This is a genomic window from Citrobacter sp. FP75 (assembly GCF_018342065.1).
In the GTDB taxonomy this organism is placed as follows: Bacteria; Pseudomonadota; Gammaproteobacteria; order Enterobacterales; family Enterobacteriaceae; genus Citrobacter.
Genome location: NZ_JAFDOE010000001.1, coordinates 449,258 through 469,287, shown reverse-complemented (window position 1 = coordinate 469,287; position 20,030 = coordinate 449,258). Strand labels below are relative to the sequence as shown.

The 20,030-nt window shown below is 50.6% G+C and carries 18 protein-coding genes and 5 tRNA genes; 8 read left to right on the top strand and 15 right to left on the bottom strand.

Annotated elements, in window-relative coordinates; all coding sequences use genetic code 11:
• The first annotated feature begins 25 nt into the window (after positions 1-25).
• The 5 genes from modF (at position 26) to galM (ending at position 5,976) form a co-directional block, all read left to right on the top strand.
• Positions 26-1,498: a molybdate ABC transporter ATP-binding protein ModF gene (modF, locus tag JQ822_RS02190; protein WP_213132087.1), complete on the top strand. Its 1,473-nt coding sequence runs from the start codon at positions 26-28 to the stop codon at positions 1,496-1,498.
• Positions 1,499-1,717: 219 nt separating this feature from the next.
• On the top strand, positions 1,718-2,734 hold the full coding sequence (gene galE / locus JQ822_RS02185) for a UDP-glucose 4-epimerase GalE (RefSeq protein ID WP_213132086.1): 1,017 nt from the start codon (positions 1,718-1,720) through the stop codon (positions 2,732-2,734).
• 9 nt (positions 2,735-2,743) lie between these two features.
• The gene (gene galT / locus JQ822_RS02180) at positions 2,744-3,790 is read left to right on the top strand and encodes a galactose-1-phosphate uridylyltransferase (RefSeq protein WP_213132085.1); all 1,047 of its coding nucleotides are present in this window, start codon (positions 2,744-2,746) and stop codon (positions 3,788-3,790) included.
• A 3-nt stretch (positions 3,791-3,793) separates the two neighbouring features.
• Positions 3,794-4,942: a galactokinase gene (galK, locus tag JQ822_RS02175; RefSeq protein ID WP_213132084.1), complete on the top strand. Its 1,149-nt coding sequence runs from the start codon at positions 3,794-3,796 to the stop codon at positions 4,940-4,942.
• The gene (galM, locus tag JQ822_RS02170) at positions 4,936-5,976 is read left to right on the top strand and encodes a galactose-1-epimerase (RefSeq protein WP_213132083.1); all 1,041 of its coding nucleotides are present in this window, start codon (positions 4,936-4,938) and stop codon (positions 5,974-5,976) included. Before galK ends, galM begins: the two co-directional genes overlap by 7 nt.
• 43 nt (positions 5,977-6,019) lie before the next feature.
• Here galM and chbG read toward each other — a convergent pair whose 3' ends face one another.
• The 4 genes from chbG to chbC all read right to left on the bottom strand — a co-directional run bounded on the left by chbG (position 6,020) and on the right by chbC (position 10,408).
• Complete coding sequence (gene chbG / locus JQ822_RS02165) at positions 6,020-6,778, bottom strand: chitin disaccharide deacetylase (RefSeq protein WP_213132082.1); 759 nt, start codon at positions 6,776-6,778, stop codon at positions 6,020-6,022.
• A gap of 9 nt (positions 6,779-6,787) precedes the next feature.
• Complete coding sequence (locus JQ822_RS02160; protein WP_213132081.1) at positions 6,788-8,146, bottom strand: 6-phospho-beta-glucosidase; 1,359 nt, start codon at positions 8,144-8,146, stop codon at positions 6,788-6,790.
• 72 nt (positions 8,147-8,218) lie between these two features.
• Positions 8,219-9,037: a transcriptional regulator ChbR gene (gene chbR / locus JQ822_RS02155; protein ID WP_213132080.1), complete on the bottom strand. Its 819-nt coding sequence runs from the start codon at positions 9,035-9,037 to the stop codon at positions 8,219-8,221.
• Between the two features lie 12 nt (positions 9,038-9,049).
• Positions 9,050-10,408 (bottom strand): PTS N,N'-diacetylchitobiose transporter subunit IIC, encoded by a 1,359-nt coding sequence (gene chbC, locus JQ822_RS02150; RefSeq protein WP_213132079.1) that lies wholly within the window; start codon positions 10,406-10,408, stop codon positions 9,050-9,052.
• A 408-nt stretch (positions 10,409-10,816) separates the two neighbouring features.
• On the opposite strand from chbC, the gene gpmA reads away from it, so the two are divergent.
• A complete protein-coding gene (gene gpmA / locus JQ822_RS02145; protein ID WP_096757810.1) occupies positions 10,817-11,569 on the top strand; it encodes a 2,3-diphosphoglycerate-dependent phosphoglycerate mutase in 753 nt (250 codons plus the stop codon).
• Positions 11,570-11,636: 67 nt separating this feature from the next.
• Here gpmA and aroG read toward each other — a convergent pair whose 3' ends face one another.
• Entirely contained in the window at positions 11,637-12,689 is a 1,053-nt protein-coding gene (gene aroG, locus JQ822_RS02140; protein ID WP_213132078.1) for a 3-deoxy-7-phosphoheptulonate synthase AroG, read from the bottom strand.
• Between the two features lie 317 nt (positions 12,690-13,006).
• Between aroG and JQ822_RS02135 the strand changes: the two genes are divergently transcribed.
• Both JQ822_RS02135 and zitB read left to right on the top strand, forming a co-directional pair.
• Complete coding sequence (locus tag JQ822_RS02135) at positions 13,007-13,381, top strand: YbgS-like family protein (RefSeq protein WP_213132077.1); 375 nt, start codon at positions 13,007-13,009, stop codon at positions 13,379-13,381.
• A gap of 113 nt (positions 13,382-13,494) precedes the next feature.
• Positions 13,495-14,436, top strand: a complete 942-nt coding sequence (zitB, locus tag JQ822_RS02130) for a CDF family zinc transporter ZitB (RefSeq protein WP_213132076.1) — start codon at positions 13,495-13,497, stop codon at positions 14,434-14,436.
• Here the strand turns inward: zitB and pnuC are convergent.
• The 10 genes from pnuC to tolB form a co-directional block, all read right to left on the bottom strand.
• A complete protein-coding gene (gene pnuC / locus JQ822_RS02125; protein ID WP_213132075.1) occupies positions 14,433-15,152 on the bottom strand; it encodes a nicotinamide riboside transporter PnuC in 720 nt (239 codons plus the stop codon). The genes zitB and pnuC overlap by 4 nt on opposite strands.
• 25 nt (positions 15,153-15,177) lie before the next feature.
• Complete coding sequence (gene nadA / locus JQ822_RS02120) at positions 15,178-16,221, bottom strand: quinolinate synthase NadA (RefSeq protein ID WP_213132952.1); 1,044 nt, start codon at positions 16,219-16,221, stop codon at positions 15,178-15,180.
• A gap of 269 nt (positions 16,222-16,490) precedes the next feature.
• Positions 16,491-16,566: transfer RNA gene (locus JQ822_RS02115), tRNA-Lys, on the bottom strand.
• Between the two features lie 48 nt (positions 16,567-16,614).
• Positions 16,615-16,690, bottom strand: a tRNA-Lys gene (locus JQ822_RS02110).
• A gap of 148 nt (positions 16,691-16,838) precedes the next feature.
• Positions 16,839-16,914: transfer RNA gene (locus tag JQ822_RS02105), tRNA-Lys, on the bottom strand.
• 3 nt (positions 16,915-16,917) lie between these two features.
• Positions 16,918-16,993, bottom strand: a tRNA-Val gene (locus JQ822_RS02100).
• Positions 16,994-17,028: 35 nt separating this feature from the next.
• Positions 17,029-17,104: transfer RNA gene (locus JQ822_RS02095), tRNA-Lys, on the bottom strand.
• 167 nt (positions 17,105-17,271) lie between these two features.
• Positions 17,272-18,060 carry a cell division protein CpoB gene (gene cpoB / locus JQ822_RS02090; RefSeq protein WP_213132074.1) on the bottom strand — a complete coding sequence of 263 codons (789 nt, stop codon included), beginning with the start codon at positions 18,058-18,060 and terminating at the stop codon, positions 17,272-17,274.
• Between the two features lie 9 nt (positions 18,061-18,069).
• Positions 18,070-18,588, bottom strand: a complete 519-nt coding sequence (gene pal / locus JQ822_RS02085) for a peptidoglycan-associated lipoprotein Pal (protein ID WP_006685431.1) — start codon at positions 18,586-18,588, stop codon at positions 18,070-18,072.
• A 34-nt stretch (positions 18,589-18,622) separates the two neighbouring features.
• A complete protein-coding gene (gene tolB / locus JQ822_RS02080) occupies positions 18,623-19,915 on the bottom strand; it encodes a Tol-Pal system beta propeller repeat protein TolB (RefSeq protein ID WP_135322611.1) in 1,293 nt (430 codons plus the stop codon).
• Positions 19,916-20,030: the final 115 nt, after the last annotated feature.

Below are 20,030 nucleotides of genomic sequence, written 5' to 3'. Positions count from 1 at the left end.
AACGCTGCAAAAAATGGGATACAAAATGTCATCATTGCAAATTTCGCAAGGCACGTTTCGTCTTAGCGACACAAAAACGCTCCAGTTAGATGCGTTGACGTTAAACGTGGGTGATAGCTGGGCGTTTGTTGGCTCTAACGGTAGCGGGAAATCCGCGCTGGCCCGTGCGCTGGCGGGTGAGTTGCCGCAGTTAAAAGGTGAGCGCCACTGTCAGTTCACGCGTATCACCCGGCTCTCTTTTGAGCAGCTGCAACAGCTGGTCAGCGACGAATGGCAGCGTAACAACACCGATCTCCTTAGCCCCGGTGAAGACGACACCGGGCGCACTACAGCAGAAATTATTAAGGATGAGGTCAACGATCCCGCCCGCTGCGCTGCACTGGCGCAACAGTTTGGCATTGCGCATCTGCTCAACAGACGTTTCAAATATCTATCTACCGGTGAAACGCGTAAAACCCTGCTCTGTCAGGCGCTGATGTCCGAACCGGAATTGCTGATCCTTGATGAGCCGTTTGATGGACTGGACGTTGCATCACGTCGTCAGTTAGCGGATTTGCTCGCCACGTTGAATCGCTCGGGTTTTACGCTGGTTCTGGTTCTCAACCGCTTTGATGAAATTCCTGAATTTGTGCAGTTTGCCGGTGTACTTGCCGATTGCACCCTGACTGAAACCGGCGCGAAAGCCGACCTTCTGCAACAGGCATTAATCGCTCAACTTGCCCATAGCGAACGACTGGAAGGTATTCAGTTACCCGAGCCGGATGAGCCTTCAGTGCGTCACACGCTGCCTGAAAATGAACCGCGTATTGTGCTCAACGATGGCGTCGTCTCGTATAACGACCGCCCCATTCTGCATCGCCTGAGCTGGCAAGTTAGCCCGGGCGAACACTGGCAAATTATCGGTCCAAATGGCGCGGGGAAATCCACCCTACTCAGTTTAATCACTGGCGATCATCCACAAGGATACAGTAACGATCTGACGCTGTTCGGTCGTCGTCGCGGCAGCGGTGAAACCATCTGGGATATTAAGAAACACATTGGCTATGTCAGCAGCAGCCTGCATCTGGATTACCGCGTCAGCACCACGGTACGCAACGTGATCCTCTCTGGCTACTTTGATTCAATCGGTATTTATCAGGCCGTTTCCGACCGACAGCGCAAGCTGGTACAACAGTGGTTAGACATTCTGGGCATCGATAAACGCACCGCCGACGCGCCGTTCCACAGCCTTTCCTGGGGCCAGCAGCGGCTGGCGCTGATTGTTCGCGCGCTGGTTAAACACCCTACGTTGTTGATCCTCGATGAGCCCTTGCAGGGGCTGGATCCGCTCAATCGCCAGCTGATCCGCCGTTTTGTGGATGTGCTGATTGGCGAAGGTGACACTCAGTTGTTGTTCGTTTCTCATCACGCCGAAGATGCGCCAGCCTGTATAACTCATCGACTGGAGTTTGTGCCTGACGGCGAAATCTATGCCTATCGACAAACATCTCTGCGCTAATTTTCATTCCAGGGCGTGTAATCGCGCCCATTTTTCTACTGTTTTTTTCGGATAAAAGCGGCATTCATTGCACAACATTATGATTTATAATCGAATAATTATCTCGCCGTAATGAAAATACCGGAGTGTAAACGATTCCACTAATTTATTCCATGTCACACTTTTCGCATCTTTGTTATGCTATGGTTATTGCATACCATAGGCTTAACGGAGCGAATTATGAGAGTATTGGTTACAGGTGGTAGCGGTTACATAGGAAGCCACACTTGTGTGCAATTGCTGAAAAACGGTCACGAGGTGGTGATCCTTGATAATCTCTGCAACAGCAAGCGCAGCGTGCTGCCCGTTATTGAGCGTTTGGGCGGAAAACACCCGACCTTCGTTGAAGGGGATATCCGCAACGAAGCGCTGATCACCGAAATTCTGCACGATCACGCCATTGATACGGTCATCCATTTTGCCGGGTTAAAAGCCGTGGGCGAATCGGTTGCCAAACCGCTGGAGTACTATGACAACAACGTCAACGGCACTCTGCGTCTGGTGAATGCAATGCGCGCCGCCAACGTGAAAAACTTCATTTTCAGCTCCTCCGCAACCGTCTATGGCGATCAGCCGCAAATTCCTTACGTTGAAAGCTTCCCCACCGGAACACCGCAAAGCCCGTACGGCAAAAGCAAACTGATGGTCGAGCAGATCCTGACCGATCTGCAAAAAGCCCAGCCGGAGTGGAGCATCGCCCTGCTGCGCTACTTTAACCCGGTTGGCGCACATCCGTCAGGTGATATGGGTGAAGATCCGCAAGGCATTCCCAACAATCTGATGCCTTACATTGCTCAGGTTGCCGTTGGCCGCCGCGAGTCGCTTGCCGTATTTGGCAACGACTACCCTACCGAAGATGGCACCGGCGTTCGCGATTACATCCACGTGATGGATCTCGCCGATGGACACGTTGTCGCCATGGAAAAACTGGCGGGTAAGCAAGGTGTGCATATTTATAACCTCGGCGCGGGTGTCGGCAGCAGCGTGCTGGACGTGGTCAACGCCTTCAGCAAAGCCTGCGGTAAACCTATTAACTACCATTTTGCCCCGCGTCGTGACGGCGATCTCCCGGCCTACTGGGCAGATGCCAGCAAAGCTGACCGTGAACTGAACTGGCGCGTAACCCGCACACTGGACGAAATGGCGCAAGACACCTGGCACTGGCAGTCACGCCATCCGCAGGGATATTCGGATTAAGGACCCATCATGACGCAATTCAATCCTGTCGATCATCCACACCGCCGCTTTAACCCGCTAACCGGGCAGTGGATCCTCGTGTCGCCGCATCGCGCAAAACGCCCGTGGCAAGGGGCACAGGAAACGCCGTCTAAGCAGGTACTGCCTGCGCATGACCCGGACTGCTTCCTGTGTGCCGGCAATACCCGCGTTACCGGCGACAAAAACCCGGATTACACCGGGACCTATGTCTTCACCAATGACTTTGCGGCGCTGATGTCAGATACCCCGGACGCGCCGGACAGTCACGATCCGTTGATGCGCTGTCAGAGCGCGCGCGGTACCAGCCGCGTGATTTGCTTCTCGCCCGATCACAGCAAAACGCTGCCGGAACTCAGCGTACCTGCACTGACAGAAATTGTGAAAACGTGGCAGGAACAGACCGAAGACTTAGGAAAAACCTATCCCTGGGTGCAGGTCTTTGAGAATAAAGGCGCGGCGATGGGATGTTCAAACCCGCATCCGCACGGACAAATTTGGGCCAACAGCTTCCTGCCCAACGAAGCCGAACGTGAAGACCGCCTGCAAAGAACTTATTTCGCCGAACAGGGCAAACCGATGCTGGTCGATTACGTCCAGCGTGAGCTGGCAGACGGCAGCCGCACGGTGGTGGAAACCGAGCACTGGCTGGCGGTTGTGCCTTACTGGGCGGCGTGGCCGTTCGAAACGCTGCTGCTGCCGAAAGCACATGTGTTGCGTATTACCGATTTGACCGACGAGCAGCGTGCCGACCTGGCGCTGGCGCTGAAAAAGCTGACCAGCCGTTACGACAACCTGTTCCAGTGCTCATTCCCCTACTCTATGGGCTGGCACGGCGCGCCGTTTAATGGCGAAGAGAATCAACACTGGCAGTTGCACGCACATTTCTATCCGCCGCTGCTGCGTTCTGCGACCGTGCGTAAATTTATGGTCGGTTACGAAATGCTGGCAGAAACCCAGCGCGACCTGACGGCAGAACAAGCAGCTGAACGTCTGCGCGCGGTCAGTGACATCCATTTTCGCGAATCCGGAGTTTAAAAAATGAGTCTGAAAGAAAAAACACAATCTCTGTTTGCTGAAACTTTTGGCTACCCTGCCACCCATACGATCCAGGCTCCGGGGCGCGTCAACCTGATTGGCGAGCATACCGATTATAACGACGGCTTCGTCCTGCCCTGCGCCATCGACTATCAAACCGTCATTAGTTGCGCACCGCGTGACGATCGCAAAGTCCGTGTGATCGCCGCTGACTACGACAATCAGATTGATGAGTTCTCACTTGATGCGCCGATTATCGCGCACGATAGCCAGCAGTGGTCAAACTATGTACGCGGCGTGGTAAAACACCTGCAAAAGCGTAATAACACCTTTGGCGGTGCGGATCTGGTGATCAGCGGCAACGTGCCGCAGGGCGCGGGCTTAAGCTCTTCTGCGTCACTGGAAGTTGCCGTGGGCACCGTGTTCCAGCAGCTTTATCATCTTCCGCTCGACGGCGCACAGATTGCCCTGAACGGTCAGGAAGCCGAAAACCAGTTCGTTGGCTGCAACTGCGGCATTATGGATCAGCTGATCTCCGCGCTTGGCAAGAAGGATCATGCGCTGCTGATTGACTGCCGTACGCTGGGCACTAAAGCGGTTTCTATGCCTGAAGGCGTCGCGGTGGTGATCATCAACAGTAACTTCAAACGTACGCTGGTCGGTAGTGAGTACAACACCCGCCGCGAGCAGTGTGAAACCGGTGCGCGTTTCTTCCAACAGCCTGCGCTACGTGATGTCAGCCTTGACGCATTCAACGCCGTCGCGCATGAGCTGGATCCGGTCGTTGCCAAACGCGTACGCCACGTGATCACAGAAAATGCCCGCACCGTGGATGCCGCAGAAGCCCTGGCAAAAGGCGATCTGCTGCGCATGGGTCAGCTGATGGCGGAATCTCACGCATCCATGCGCGATGATTTCGAAATTACCGTGCCGCAAATTGATACCCTGGTGGAAATCGTTAAAGCGACCATTGGCGACAAAGGCGGCGTGCGCATGACCGGCGGCGGCTTCGGCGGCTGCATCGTGGCGCTGATCCCGCAAGATTTGGTGCCTGCCGTTCAACAGGCTGTCGCCGAGCAGTACGAAGCAAAAACCGGTATCAAAGAAACATTCTACGTCTGCAAACCCTCACAAGGAGCCGGACAATGTTAAACGAAATCCCCGTGCAGGCTCCGGACGGTCAGCCGTTTCGCCTGCTCACCCTGCGCAATGACGCAGGAATGGTGGTCACGCTGATGGACTGGGGCGCGACCCTGCTGTCGGCCCGCATTCCGCTCAGCGATGGTAGCGTGCGCGAAGCATTGCTCGGCTGCGCCAGCCCGGAACAATACCCGGCACAGGCTGCATTTCTGGGGGCTTCAATTGGCCGCTACGCGAACCGTATCGCTAACAGCCGCTACACCTTCGCCGGTGAAACCGTTGAACTACTGCCAAGCCAGGGCGAAAACCAGCTGCACGGCGGGCCGGACGGTTTCGACAAACGCCGCTGGCAGATAGTCAATCAGAATGACCGCCAGGTGCTGTTTGCCTTAACGTCTGACGATGGCGACCAGGGTTTTCCTGGTCATCTTTGCGCCACCGCGCAGTATCGCCTGACTGACGATAATCGTATTTCGATAACCTACCGCGCCACGGTGGATAAGCCCTGCCCGGTGAATCTGACCAATCACGTCTATTTTAATCTCGACGGCGACAAAACGGATGTACGCCAGCATAAGCTGCAAATTCTGGCGGATGAGTACTTACCGGTTGATGAGATGGGTATCCCACACAACGGCCTGAAGCCGGTGGCGGGTACCTCGTTCGATTTCCGCGTAGCGAAAGTTATCGACAGCGAATTTTTGGCCGATGACGATCAGCGGAAAGTAAAAGGTTACGATCATGCCTTCCTGCTACAGGCACAAGGCGATGTCCGCAAACCGATCGCGCATCTGTGGTCGCAGGATGAAAAACTGCAGATGGAAGTCTATACCTCTGCCCCGGCATTGCAGTTCTATTCCGGGAATTTCCTCGGCGGTACGCCATCCCGTGGCCCAGAAGCTTACGCCGACTGGCAAGGCCTGGCACTGGAAAGCGAGTTCCTGCCGGACAGCCCGAACCATCCGGAATGGCCGCAGCCAGACTGCTTCCTGCGCCCTGGCGAAGAATACGCCAGCGTGACGGAATACCGGTTTATTGCAGCCTGATCAACATCATTTGCCCGGTAGTATGAGCATACCGGGCATAACGTCACAGATCGGTATAATTTCCCAGTCGGAACCCCTGCTCAATTATGTACTGCTTAAGTGCAGGTGACGTTAGCACCTCCAGTTCATCCAGTCGCGGATAGCAATAGCGGCTTTGCATAACAATCTTATCGACGAAACCTGGATGGCACATCAGTTCAATAATGTGTTCATTTTCGTCGGTTGCACGCTCCAGCGCATCAAGAATGAAGCGGGATGAAACGTTTTCAGCATAAAAATCATTGATGAAATAATCGACACCGCGAACATCCTGCACCGTAATATTCTGCTGGCGTGTTGCCTGCCAGTCGATACGCAATGGAAGCCCCTTCTCACGTGCAAAACTCGCAACATGCTCCCAAACTTGAGGAATAAAGTGGGCATGATGATGGCTATCAATATGCGTTGGTACCCGATCAAAAAGAGAGACGAAACGGTCATATTGCTGGTGTAATTCAGCCACAATTTCATCATTTTGGAGTAACCCCCTTTCAGCGGTTTCCCACAGCCACTTACCTAGCACTCCCTCTCTCACCAGTGAAGGCATGTGTGACAATGGCTTACCGTAGCTAAGAACAAAATGTAGGCCTACGCCAAGTGCGGGAAAATCGGCGCTAAGTGCTGCCGCATGTTCAATACCCGTGGCGTTCATCATAGCCGTCGTTGACGTCACTATCCCATGGCGATGGGCTTCAATAATGCCGTAGTTAGTACCTGGGCTTAAGCCAAAATCATCAGCATTCACAATCAATATTTTCGTCATAAACTGACCTCATTGTTGATTTGCGCCTGATTGAAGGCTGGCAATGGCATCGGCAAACTGCGGCAGATAGTTTTTATTAGCCACCAGCATTTCGCAGGCTAAAATTTCAGCGCTCCGGTCCGAATCAACCAAAGGGTTGAGATTCAGCGCCAACAAAACATCGTCCATACGCCCGCTCAATGCGGCGTGAGAGGCGGCAATTTCGAAGCCTTTGATGGTGTAAATCAGCCCTAAAACCTTCTCGTCAAAATGAGTGACGCGTGGATGCAGCGTGACACCATTGCGCCCTAACAGACAGGTCATTTCTACTGCCCATTCAGCAGGAATATTATCTATGTGCCCATAATGAGGAATATTAAGATAATGTTCGGTCTGTTTATCATTGTAAATTGCATTAATAACTTCACAGGCTGCATCGGAGTAATAAGCACCGCCACGGGCATCCAGTTCTGCAGGTTTAGTATCCAGTTGCGGATTTTTATAAATATCGAATAGTTTATGTTCTAATTCCTGTACCACCTGGGCGCGAACGCTGCCTTTATAGTACTCAGCCATTTCTATTGCCAGCATCTCTTTATGTTTGAAATAATAAAGAAGATAAGAACAGGGCAGCAAATTCAGCGAACGTAGCAGTCCACGACTAAACGGCAGGCTGAAAATATTCTTTACTGTGCTACCGTTTATTGTCCCTGATGCGACGCGATCGAGCACCTCAGCAAAGCGCGATTGTCCATTAACCTGTACGTCCCGAATGAAAACCAGATGATTCAGACCAAACAGATCAATAGAAAGCTGATCCTCTTTGGTTAACGACAGCAGATCTTCTATCAGCATCCGCATACCTACCGGGACATTACAGACGCCAATGAAACGTTTAAAATCGGTATGCCGATATACCGCTTCAGTCACCATCCCTGCTGGATTTGTAAAATTAATGATCCATGCTTGTGGGCAAATGTTCTGAACATCCTGCACAATATCGAAAATGACCGGAATGGTGCGCAGACCTTTAAATAATCCACCCGCTCCGTTAGTTTCTTGCCCCAGATACCCCTGTGATAGCGGAATTCTCTCATCCTGTTCGCGCGCCTTTAGCTGACCGACACGAAATTGAGTCGTAACAAAGTCGGCGTCCTGCAACGCTTCCTGACGATTCAGAGACTTATGGATAACTATTGGTATACCAGCACGAGCGACCATGCGTTGACAAAGTGCATAAATGATATCGAGTTTTTCTTTACCTTCTGCGACATCCACCAGCCACAGTTCGCTGACGGGTAACTCATGATAGCGCTTAATAAAGCCGTCGAGTAGTTCCGGAGTATAGCTACTCCCGCCACCAATGGTGACCACTTTTAATTTTTTCATTTTAGCTCCTGAAAGCAGCATTCTGCTTTCTTTAAAATTTTATTTATTTGCTATATATTATCAATAACCATGTTATTTCTTCGGACACGCCAAACTCCTTCGATAATTTCCAGGTGTGAATGACGTCAACTTTTTAAAATTATTTATAAAAATACCCGGACTACTAAAACCCGCCTCAAATGAAATATCAGCCACTGAGAAATTAGTTGTCTCTAACTGTTTTTTACAAAAGTTGATGCGAATATCATTGATTATTTGCCCAGGTGTTTTTTGATAATAACGATTGGTCGCTCGCGTGAGATACGATTGCGTTTTTCCTGATAATCGGACCATATTTTCCAACGCATTATCAGCAAACATCGATTTTTTGTGCATTTCTCTCACCAACTGAACTAACCAGCCCGGTATGGACTCCAGTTGTGGGTTATCTTCATAATGCCGTAAACGATTAACCACATAAAAAGTGAGTAATTTATTGAACTCCTCACATTCATTTTGGTGTATGTCCAGTGTTGACAGCGTAGCTTCTATAAACGTTAAAAACGCGTTTGACATAGCATAGCATTGCGACGCGATAAAACAGGATGGCAGCATTTCCAGATAATGTTCAGAAAAATAGCGTTTGCTCACCCCCATGTTTAAAATGCGCGTAACGCCATAGTCATAAAAGGTTTGATGATAAGAACCAACCGGAATAAAGACAAAATCACCACGTTCCATAATCACGCGTTTACCGTTTATCTCCTGGCGGCAACTTCCTGTCAGAACAAGAGTAAACTCATAATAGTCGTGTTGGTGCAGTCCACTCACACTTTCTGTTTTATCCAGAATAAAGAAATAAAAATCATTACCCCTTAAAAACTGACTCTCATGAACCGTGCTGATTTCCATGGTACATCCTTATTAAAATTTCAATGCTGCCGCAATATCGGCTTCGCTCTCTTCTTCATCAATGACGTTTTGTGCTTTATTGGCAATAATGACAAATGGTAGATAAATCATTGTCGCCACGGCAAGATTCACTAAAGCCATAATCAATGCGGCAATACTGCCATTAGAGTTGAAGAATGCACCCAGGCCCGGCGGCATTGTCCACGGTGCAAAATTTGTGGAGGGTGGAATTATGCCCAATGAATAGACTAATAATGTGATACCTGCCAGGATCGGTTGAATAAGCACAAAGGGGATCATTAATACCGGATTCATAATGATCGGCAAACCAAACAATATGGGCTCGTTGATATTAAACAGCCCCGACGGCAGCGCCATTTTGGCAACCTGCCGGTAGTCTGCCCGACGAGAAGCGATGAAAATCGCAAATATCAGACTTAGCGTCGCACCTGTTCCTCCCAGGTAAACATAAGATTCCAGCATAGGCCCGGTCCAGAAATGGAATGTTTTACCTGCAGCCAGAGCGGCGTCGATCGAACCATACTGGGTATAGACAGCCATGTTTTCCATGCCCCACGGACCGAGAATACCGCTATTTAGCGCAGTTAATGCCAGACCCCCGTGAACGCCAAAAAACCACAGCAACGAATTAAATATCACATAGGCCCACCCCACGATGCTCCCGAGTGACGCAAGCGGCGTCGCAATTGAATTCATGATCACCTGGTGAAAATGCGTCCCCGCCAACGACAGTCCCCACGAGGTCAGTCCCATCAACAAAAGAATGATAAATCCGGGAATTAATGCAGTAAACGACCGAGATACCGACTCCGGGACGCTATCAGGTAATTTGATAACCCACTGGCGACGGATAATAAAAGCGAATAATTCAGCAACCGCCAACCCAATAATGATCCCGGAAATAATATTAGCACCGCCCAGCCAATTTGGACCAATACCATTGATGCCGCCAACGGTAAATGGAGTCACGGTTATAAATGCGGCAATTGATAATAATCCTGCGGCAAGAGGATCAACTTTTCGCTCTTCGGCAAGCGCCATGCCAATAAAAAATGGCGTCATGAGTGACATAATCCCCAGCGTTCCATTATAGACGCTGCTACCAATTATCTGTATTTTTTCCAGATACGCAATTGTTCCCCCATCCAGGCGTATACCCATAGACCAGAAAAATGATCCTTCAGCAAAATTAAGAAAAACATTGTTAATGAGCACAAACATTGCCCCAACAAGCGTCAGAGGCATTAATCTGATAAAACCATTTTTAATCGCGTTGACATGCACCTGTTTTCCCAGTTTTACGGCAACAGGTAAAATAACACTTTCAAGAGAACTGATTGCGCCAGACATAATAAATACCCTCAAATACGACACTTGATAAGGAAAGTGAAATAACTCGCACTCTTTGACGGAAAATTAATCGTTTGCACGTTTACTCATAAATTATGAATAGCATACTTGAAGACATCTAAAGGCAGTAATGAGTGAGGTACTATAATTCTGTTTGATTGACTTTTTGATATGAGGATTTTCACATTTTGAACAATTCTCAGGCCGAAAAACCGCTGAAAATTTCGTCCCTGTTTTGCCTCTGACGCTCAGACACTCTCCTTTCGCCCCAACACAACGTCTCATTTACATGTTTCTTACACTAATGCCTAATTTTCGCTATTGTATAAGGATAACCATTGCCGCTGACGCATTACGGCAATATAATGAGAATTATTATCATTCAATATGATTTATAGGAGTGAGTGTATGGCTGTAACTAAGCTGGTTCTGGTACGTCACGGTGAAAGTCAGTGGAACAACGAAAACCGCTTTACCGGTTGGTATGATGTGGACCTGTCTGAGAAAGGCGTGGGCGAAGCAAAAGCGGCAGGTAAGCTGCTGCGAGAGGAAGGCTACAGCTTCGATTTTGCTTATACCTCTGTGCTGAAACGTGCCATCCACACCCTGTGGAACGTGCTGGACGAACTGGATCAGGCGTGGCTACCAGTTGAGAAATCCTGGAAGCTGAACGAACGCCATTACGGCGCGCTGCAAGGTCTGAATAAAGCTGAAACCGCTGAAAAATACGGTGATGAGCAGGTTAAGCAATGGCGTCGTGGCTTTGCAGTCACCCCACCGGAGCTGACCAAAGATGACGAGCGTTATCCGGGTCACGATCCGCGTTATGCCCAACTGACCGACAAAGAGTTGCCGGTAACTGAAAGCCTGGCGTTAACCATCGAGCGCGTTATTCCTTACTGGAACGAAACCATTCTGCCGCGCATGAAAAGCGGTGAGCGCGTGATTATCGCCGCTCACGGTAACTCTCTGCGTGCGCTGGTGAAATACCTGGATAATATGGGCGAAGATGAAATTCTGGAACTGAACATCCCGACCGGCGTACCGCTGGTGTATGAGTTCGACGAAAACTTCAAGCCGATCAAACGTTACTATTTAGGTAATGCTGATGAGATCGCAGCAAAAGCTGCTGCCGTTGCCAACCAGGGGAAAGCGAAGTAATTTCTTCGTGGCACATAAAAAAAGCGCGGATAACCCGCGCTTTTTTGTTTTTCAGCAAGGCTAACCTTTAGCCGCGGCGCGCTTTGACCGCATTCGCCAGCTGGCGCAGTACAGCGTCAGTATCTTCCCAGCCAATACAGGCATCGGTAATGCTCTTGCCGTAGGTCAGCGGCTCACCGCTATCCGGGTTCTGATTACCTTCGACCAGATGGCTTTCGATCATCACGCCAATAATCGCTTTTTCTCCACCGGCAATCTGTCCGCAGACGTCTTTTGCAACATCCATCTGCTTTTTGAACTGTTTGCTGGAATTGGCATGGCTAAAATCGATCATCACTTGCGCAGACAGGCCAGCTTTAACCAGCCCTTCTTTCACGTCTGCAACGTGCTGAGCACTGTAGTTCGGCTCTTTGCCGCCGCGCAGAATGATATGACAATCGCCATTACCGCTGGTATTCACAATCGCAGAATGACCCCATTTGGTCACGGACAGGAAGCAGTGCGGCGCACCAGCGGCGTTGATGGCATCAATAGCAACTTTAATAGTGCCATCAGTACCATTTTTAAAACCAACCGGGCAGGACAGACCGGACGCCAGTTCACGATGCACCTGAGACTCGGTAGTACGCGCGCCGATTGCGCCCCAGCTCATCAGGTCCGCAAGATATTGCGGGGTGATCATATCGAGGAATTCACCCGCAGCAGGCAAACCGCTGTCGTTGATATCCAGAAGCAGCTTACGCGCAATGCGCAGGCCATCGTTGATCTGGAAGCTGTTGTCCATGTGCGGATCGTTGATAAGCCCTTTCCAGCCTACGGTAGTACGCGGTTTTTCAAAATAAACGCGCATGACGATTTCAAGCTCGTCTTTTAGCTCTTCACGCAGCGCCAACAGGCGAGCGGCATATTCTTTGGCAGCAGCCGGATCATGAATCGAGCACGGCCCAATCACCACCAGCAAGCGATCGTCGCTACCTTTCAGAATTTTATGGATAGCCTTACGGGCGTGCGCCACCGTGTTTGCGGCATTTTCAGTAGCAGGGAATTTTTCCAGCAGTGCGACTGGGGGTAATAACTCGTTGATCTCTTTAATGCGTAAATCGTCGTTCTGATAATTCATGATTATTCCAGCGTTGCCATACTTATATAAATGAATGCAATCCCTCCAATCTATATCTTCAGTTATGAAGTGTAAACGGGGTTTTACACTTTGGACGGATTAATCCTGGAATCAACCCAAAAAACGCAATAAAGTAGCGAAAAACGAGATCCAAACTACAATTTATAACTGCAACAGCTTATTTTCTCATTAATTTCAATATTCTATGCTGGTTTTAATTTTCAATCTGAAATATTTAACCACCCACTGAGGATTTAACTGGCACATGCACTGTTGGAAGAGGTTATCCGACATATCGACCATAACAGGAGCATATTATGCAAATGACAAAACTGGCCTCACTCTTTCTTACCGCCACTCTTAGCCTCGCCAGCGGCGCGGCGTTGGCTGCAGATACCAACGCGCAGTCAAACAACGGTCAGGCAAATTCTTCGGCAGACGCCGGTCAAATAGCTCCGGACGCACGCGAGAACGTTGCGCCGAATAATGTCGACAACAGCAACATTAATTCAGGTGGCACCATGCTGCATCCGAACGGTTCGTCAATGAATCATGAAGGGATGTCCAAAGACGAGATGCACAAAAACTCAATGTGCAAAGACGGTCGCTGCCCGGATATCAATAAGAAGGTAGAGACCGGAAACGGCATCAACAATGATGTAGATACCAAAACCGACGGCACCACCCAGTAAAGCTGAAAATATGGCTAATAACGGGAGAGCAAAAGCTCTCCTTTTTAATTTTGTCAGCCCAAACCCGGTATGATGTCATACAGTAATGATGAGAATAACAAAGGGATGACATTATGGCGCACACACATACCCATACTCCTGATGACCTGCCTAAAGATAATAATGCCCGTCGACTGCTGTTCGCCTTCTGCATTACGGCTGGCTTTATGTTCGTTGAGGTGGTTGGCGGAATACTTTCAGGCTCGCTGGCGCTGCTGGCGGACGCCGGGCATATGCTTACGGATGCAGCAGCACTACTTTTTGCACTGCTGGCTGTCCGGTTTGCTCGTCGCCCCCCCACGATACGGCACACTTTCGGCTGGCTGAGACTCACGACGCTGGCCGCATTTGTGAACGCTATTGCACTGGTGGTGATCACGATTTTAATCGTCTGGGAAGCGATAGAGCGCTTCTACACGCCAAGACCAGTGGCAGGCGGCATGATGATGGTTATCGCCGTTGCGGGTTTACTCGCGAACATCCTCGCTTTCTGGGTGTTGCATCGCGGGAACGAAGAGAAAAACCTCAACGTTCGCGCTGCGGCCCTGCACGTGATGGGCGATTTACTGGGTTCGGTCGGCGCTATCATTGCAGCACTGATCATTATCTGGACCGGCTGGACGCCAGCGGATCCGATCCTGTCGATTCTGGTTTCCGTGCTGGTGCTGCGCAGCGCCTGGCGTTTATTGAAAGATAGCGTGAACGAATTACTGGAAGGCGCACCGTTGGCGCTGGATATTTCGGCGCTGCAGCGCCACCTCAGCCGGGATATTCCTGAAGTTCGCAATGTGCACCATGTACACGTCTGGATGGTGGGTGAAAAACCGGTGATGACGCTGCATGTGCAGGTGATCCCACCGCACGATCACGACGCATTGCTGGAGCGTATTCAGCATTTTCTTATTCATCACTACCAGATTGAACACGCAACGATCCAGATGGAATATCAACCATGTAACGGGCCGGACTGTCACCTTTATCAGGGACTGTCCGGCCATTCACATCACCATCACTAATGGGACAGCGCGCGTGAACCGCGTTCGCGCGCGCTGTTAATCCACATCCTGCTGCCGTTAAGCGCGATAACGGTGAGGATCATGTATTCCAGCGACATCGCATACACACCTTGCAAAGCGAAGATCACCACGCTGATAACATTAATGATCACCCACAGCAGCCAGTTTTCGACGTATTTACGCGTCATCAGGATCATCGCCACAATCGACAACACCATCATGCAGGAATCCCAGAACGGGAATGCATCGGGTTGCAATTCGGGTGCCGCAACCAGTAATCCCAGCCCTTGCATTATGTTCACCGCCATGCGGGTCAGAAACGCGAAGACCGGATCGATAAATACCGTCATCAGCCCAATCGCCACCACGCAAGCTGCCAGCCAGCTTAGCGCTTTCGGCAGCGGCAACCAGCGAATTTTCAGCTCCGCTTCATGCTGACTTGTTTGCCGGGACCAGGCATACCAGCCGTAGATATTGGCGGCAAAAAAGAACACCTGTAATAACAGGCTGGCGTAAAGCTGGATCTGAAAAAAGATGATCGCAAACAGTGTGACGTTTATCAGACCGAAGAAGTAGTTACTGATTTTCTCAAGACTCGCCAGGCCAATACACAGTAAACCGGCAACAGTCCCCACGGCTTCGATCCACGACAGATCGTACCCCCCCGCACCAATCGGGATATGAACCAAAATATTCTGCGTGCTAAAAAAATCCATCTTTTCCCCCAGAGCAATGATTTATTTAAGCTCGTAGTGTAGCCGCAAAATCCAACATGCGGTTTAGCGGCAATAGTGCCCCTTCTCGCAGCGCTTCATCAACATGTATCTCATGGTCCACCCCACCTTGCTCAAGGCCCTCAGCAATCGCCTTGAGGCCGTTCATCGCCATCCACGGGCAATGCGCACAACTGCGACAGGTTGCACCCTCGCCGGCCGTCGGCGCTTCAAGCAGCTCTTTGTCCGGCACGGCCTGCTGCATTTTGTAAAAAATGCCCCGGTCGGTCGCCACGATGAGCTGCTTATGCGGTAACGTTTTTGCCGCGTTGATAAGCTGGCTGGTTGAGCCAACGGCATCGGCCATATCGACTATTGATTGAGGTGATTCAGGGTGCACCAGCACGGCGGCATCAGGGTATAGCCCTTTCATACGCGTTAATGCCTGAGTTTTGAATTCGTCATGGACGATACAGGCACCTTGCCAACAGAGAACATCGGCCCCGGTCTGTTTTTGCACGTAGTTGCCCAAATGCTTGTCCGGTGCCCAGATGATTTTTTCGCCTAAACTATCCAGATGCTCAATTAGTTCAACCGCAATGCTGGACGTCACCACCCAGTCCGCACGAGCTTTAACTGCAGCCGACGTGTTGGCGTAAACCACGACGGTGCGGTCAGGATGCGCATTGCAAAATGCGCTGAACGCATCGATTGGGCAGCCCAGATCTAATGAACATTCCGCCTGCAGCGTCGGCATCAGGATGGTTTTTTCCGGGCTCAGAATTTTGGCCGTTTCCCCCATAAATCTGACCCCCGCCACCAGCAGCGTAGAGGCTGAATGCTTTGAGCCAAACCGTGCCATCTCGAGAGAATCAGAAATACAGCCGCCGGTCTCTTCGGCCAACTGCTGAATTTCAGGATCGGTGTAATAGTGCGCGACCATCACGGCATCGCGCTCTTTTAGCAGGCGTTTGATTTTTTCGCGATAAAATTGTTTTTCATCCGCACTCAGCGGCAGTGGCTTTGGCGGAAACGGATAGATTGCGGCTTCTGGGTCAAATATCACGCTCATCATGCTTTCTCGTTTTACTGGCTTAACGAAATAACCGAGTAAAAGCGTGACTAACGCCATAATCGGTTAGAATTGTTTTATATGCTAAACAAGATAGCGGATTGGCGTAAAAAAGTCACAATAATTGCGAGTGATGATGCCGGATGGCGACTGGCGTCTTATCCGGCCTACGCGAGTAGTGTCGTCTGTAGGCCTGATAAGCGAAGCACATCAGGCAATCTTATAAATCGCAGATAGCAAAAAGGCGCCTTTAGGGCGCCTTTTTACACTGGTGGGGCGTGCAGGATTCGAACCTGCGACCAATTGATTAAAAGTCAACTGCTCTACCAACTGAGCTAACGCCCCCATATGGGGTTTACTACTTTACTCTTTTTCAGGAACCCACCGCGATATTGGTGGGGCGTGCAGGATTCGAACCTGCGACCAATTGATTAAAAGTCAACTGCTCTACCAACTGAGCTAACGCCCCATTCGGGTGTCGCCTGAAAGATTTTTTACTCGGAACCACCAAATAATTGGTGGGGCGTGCAGGATGACTCGACTTCGTCTCGCCCTAACGGGCCGTTGCTAAAGCAACGTTATCCTTCACGTTTAACATCTGAGTACGATGTTAATGTTGGTGGGGCGTGCAGGATTCGAACCTGCGACCAATTGATTAAAAGTCAACTGCTCTACCAACTGAGCTAACGCCCCGAGTGGTGGGTGATGACGGGATCGAACCGCCGACCCCCTCCTTGTAAGGGAGGTGCTCTCCCAGCTGAGCTAATCACCCGATACTACGCTGGATACTGCTTACTGCTAAGTTAGTGGTGGGGCGTGCAGGATTCGAACCTGCGACCAATTGATTAAAAGTCAACTGCTCTACCAACTGAGCTAACGCCCCCACTTTTTCTCGCCGCTTTCGGGCTGTTTGATATCCCTTGGCAACGGCGGCATATATTACTGATTTCAGATTTTAGCGCAACAAAAATTTCGATGTATATAACTCAACTGCTTAGGAATCACACGACGCGACCAGAAATAACACGATTTCTGGTCGCATGGTGTGCATTACATCGCGCCGAGGCGTTTTTGCGCTTGTTTCGCGCCATCAGTACCAGGGTATTTAGTGATAACCTGCTGATAAACCGCTTTAGCTTTTGCTGTATCACCTTTGTCCTGCATGATGACGCCGACCTTAAACATCGCGTCTGCAGCTTTAGGTGATTTTGGGAAGTTTTTAACTACCGATGCAAAATAGAACGCAGCATCATCTTTTTTACCCTTGTTATAATTCAACTGTCCCAGCCAGTAATTCGCATTTGGCAGGTAAGTAGAATCAGGATAATTTTTGATGAAGTCCTGAAACGCCTCAATCGCGTCGTCCTGGCGGGATTTATCCTGCACCAGCGCGATTGCCGCATTGTAATCGGTATTCGCATCGCCAGAGCTCGCTGGAACGCCTGACGTAGCTGCAGCACCTGTATTCGAGGCCGGGGCCGCTGCCCCGCTCTGGTCGCCACCTGCTGGCTGTGCCGCAGGCGTACCACCGCTGCTAAGACTGTCCATCTGCGTCAAGATCTGCTTCTGGCGCTCAACAACCTGATTCAGCTGATACTGACTTTCCTGAATTTGACCACGCAGAGAATCAATATCGGACTGATTATCGGAGAGTTGTTGCTGAAGCTGGGTTAAAAGCTGACTGTGAGCGTTAGAAATACGCTCGAGTTGAGTGACACGGTCTTCGACCGAGCCTGAGCCGACACTACTGATTGGCGCCTGTGCAAAAGCGGCCCAGGGGGCCGCTATGCCAACCAGTAACGACAGACCCAACAGGTGATGTCTGAAGTTACTGCTCATGCAATTCTCTTAGTAAACCAGTACGGCACGACGGTTTTTGGAGTAAGCCGCTTCGTCATGACCCAGTACTGCAGGTTTTTCTTTACCGTAAGAAACGATGGAGATCTGGTCAGCAGAAACGCCTTTACCCTGCAGGTACATCTTAACGGCGTTCGCACGACGCTCACCCAGGGAAATGTTGTACTCAGGAGTACCACGTTCGTCCGCATGACCTTCTACGGTGACTTTGTAAGACGGGTTGCTACGCAGGAAGTTAGCGTGCGCATCCAGCATTGCAGCGAAGTCAGAACGGATATCGTACTTGTCCAGATCGAAGTATACGATGTTGTTCTGCTGCAGCTGTTGCATCTGCAGACGCGCTTGCTCTTCGGAGGACATGTTGCCGCTGCCGTTTGCATCCATACCAGTGCCGGCACCCAGCATGCCTTCGCTGCCGTCATTGCTGGCGTTCTTGTTAGAAGAACATGCCGCAATAGCCATAACAGGCAGAGCAATCATCAGCCCTTTCAGCACTTTGTTCAGTTGCATTTCAATGATTCCTTTATTAATCAATTATTTATTATCACAGATACGGCGACCAGGCAGGGAATTTAACCTGACCATCGGTTGCCGGAAGACGCGCCTTGAAACGCCCATCTGTAGAAACCAAATTCAGCACGGATCCCATCCCCTGAGAAGAGCTGTAGATTACCATAGTGCCGTTAGGTGCCAGACTTGGCGTTTCATCCAGGAACGTTGACGACAGAACTTGTACGCCACCCGCTACCAGATCTTGTTTGGCAATGTGCTGCTGCCCACTGTTTGAGCTAACCATTACCATAAATTTACCGTCGCTGCTGACATCTGCATCCTGGTTTTGCGAACCTTCCCAGGTAATGCGCTGCGGAGCACCGCCGTTGACGTTAACTTTGTATACCTGCGGACGACCAGCCTGGTCAGAGGTAAAGGCCAGGTTCTGACTGTCTGGGAACCAGGTCGGTTCCGTGTTGTTGCTGCGACCATCAGTCACCTGACGGATTTGACCCGAGCCAATGTCCATCACGTACAGGTTCAGACTACCGGTTTTAGACAGTGCAAACGCCAGTTTGCTGCCATCCGGAGAGAACGCTGGCGCACCGTTGTGGCGCGGGAACGAAGCAACCTGACGCACCGCGCCGTTAGACAGCGTCTGGATGACCAGCGCAGAACGGCCGCTTTCGAAGGTGACATAGGCCAGTTTAGAACCGTCCGGAGACCATGCCGGAGACATCAACGGCTGCGGAGAACGGTGAACAACGAACTGGTTATAACCATCGTAGTCAGACACGCGTAATTCATACGGGAACTGGCCGCCATTGGTCTGAACAACGTACGCGATACGGGTACGGAATGCGCCCTTAATACCGGTCAGTTTTTCAAACACTTCATCACTGGCAGTATGGCCCGCGTAACGCAGCCACTGCTTGTTCACTTTATAGGTGTTCTGTGCCAGTACAGTACCCGGCGCACCGCCGGTATCTACCAACTGATAAGCCACGCTGTAGGAACCGTCCGGATTCGGCGTAACCTGGCCTACAACCACGGCATCAATACCCAGCGCAGACCATGCAGCAGGCTGAACATCCGCCGCAGTACCCGGCTGCTGCGGCAGCTTAGCACGATCTAACGGGTTAAATTTACCGCTGTTACGCAGGTCGGCGCCCACGATACCGCCGATATCTTCAGGTGCAGCACCCGGCCCTGCCCACTGGAACGGGACAACACCAATCGGGCGTGCCGAGTCCACCCCTTGGGTGATCTCGATACGTACTTCTGCATGCAGCACCGCTGCCCACAGCATCAGAAAACCAAATGCTACTCGTAATGCCTGCTTCATCATATCTCCCTTATCTGGACGGAAAGCCCACGATAATTTAGCAGAATGTTAACAAACTCAAATACACAAAACTACCAGAACTCTGTCTCAACCTTAGACTGTTTTCGTCCGAAAA

Excerpts from the sequence above, each read along its gene's own strand:
- galM (WP_213132083.1), top strand. The coding sequence starts at position 4,936 with ATGTTAAACGAAATCCCCGTGCAGGCTCCGGACGGTCAGCCGTTTCGC.
- nadA (WP_213132952.1), bottom strand. The coding sequence starts at position 16,221 with ATGAGCGTGATATTTGACCCAGAAGCCGCAATCTATCCGTTTCCGCCA.
- pal (WP_006685431.1), bottom strand. The coding sequence starts at position 18,588 with ATGCAACTGAACAAAGTGCTGAAAGGGCTGATGATTGCTCTGCCTGTT.
- zitB (WP_213132076.1), top strand. The coding sequence starts at position 13,495 with ATGGCGCACACACATACCCATACTCCTGATGACCTGCCTAAAGATAAT.
- chbC (WP_213132079.1), bottom strand. The coding sequence starts at position 10,408 with ATGTCTGGCGCAATCAGTTCTCTTGAAAGTGTTATTTTACCTGTTGCC.
- gpmA (WP_096757810.1), top strand. The coding sequence starts at position 10,817 with ATGGCTGTAACTAAGCTGGTTCTGGTACGTCACGGTGAAAGTCAGTGG.
- chbR (WP_213132080.1), bottom strand. The coding sequence starts at position 9,037 with ATGGAAATCAGCACGGTTCATGAGAGTCAGTTTTTAAGGGGTAATGAT.
- JQ822_RS02135 (WP_213132077.1), top strand. The coding sequence starts at position 13,007 with ATGCAAATGACAAAACTGGCCTCACTCTTTCTTACCGCCACTCTTAGC.
- modF (WP_213132087.1), top strand. The coding sequence starts at position 26 with ATGTCATCATTGCAAATTTCGCAAGGCACGTTTCGTCTTAGCGACACA.
- galK (WP_213132084.1), top strand. The coding sequence starts at position 3,794 with ATGAGTCTGAAAGAAAAAACACAATCTCTGTTTGCTGAAACTTTTGGC.
- aroG (WP_213132078.1), bottom strand. The coding sequence starts at position 12,689 with ATGAATTATCAGAACGACGATTTACGCATTAAAGAGATCAACGAGTTA.
- chbG (WP_213132082.1), bottom strand. The coding sequence starts at position 6,778 with ATGACGAAAATATTGATTGTGAATGCTGATGATTTTGGCTTAAGCCCA.
- galE (WP_213132086.1), top strand. The coding sequence starts at position 1,718 with ATGAGAGTATTGGTTACAGGTGGTAGCGGTTACATAGGAAGCCACACT.
- JQ822_RS02160 (WP_213132081.1), bottom strand. The coding sequence starts at position 8,146 with ATGAAAAAATTAAAAGTGGTCACCATTGGTGGCGGGAGTAGCTATACT.
- galT (WP_213132085.1), top strand. The coding sequence starts at position 2,744 with ATGACGCAATTCAATCCTGTCGATCATCCACACCGCCGCTTTAACCCG.
- tolB (WP_135322611.1), bottom strand. The coding sequence starts at position 19,915 with ATGAAGCAGGCATTACGAGTAGCATTTGGTTTTCTGATGCTGTGGGCA.
- cpoB (WP_213132074.1), bottom strand. The coding sequence starts at position 18,060 with ATGAGCAGTAACTTCAGACATCACCTGTTGGGTCTGTCGTTACTGGTT.
- pnuC (WP_213132075.1), bottom strand. The coding sequence starts at position 15,152 with ATGGATTTTTTTAGCACGCAGAATATTTTGGTTCATATCCCGATTGGT.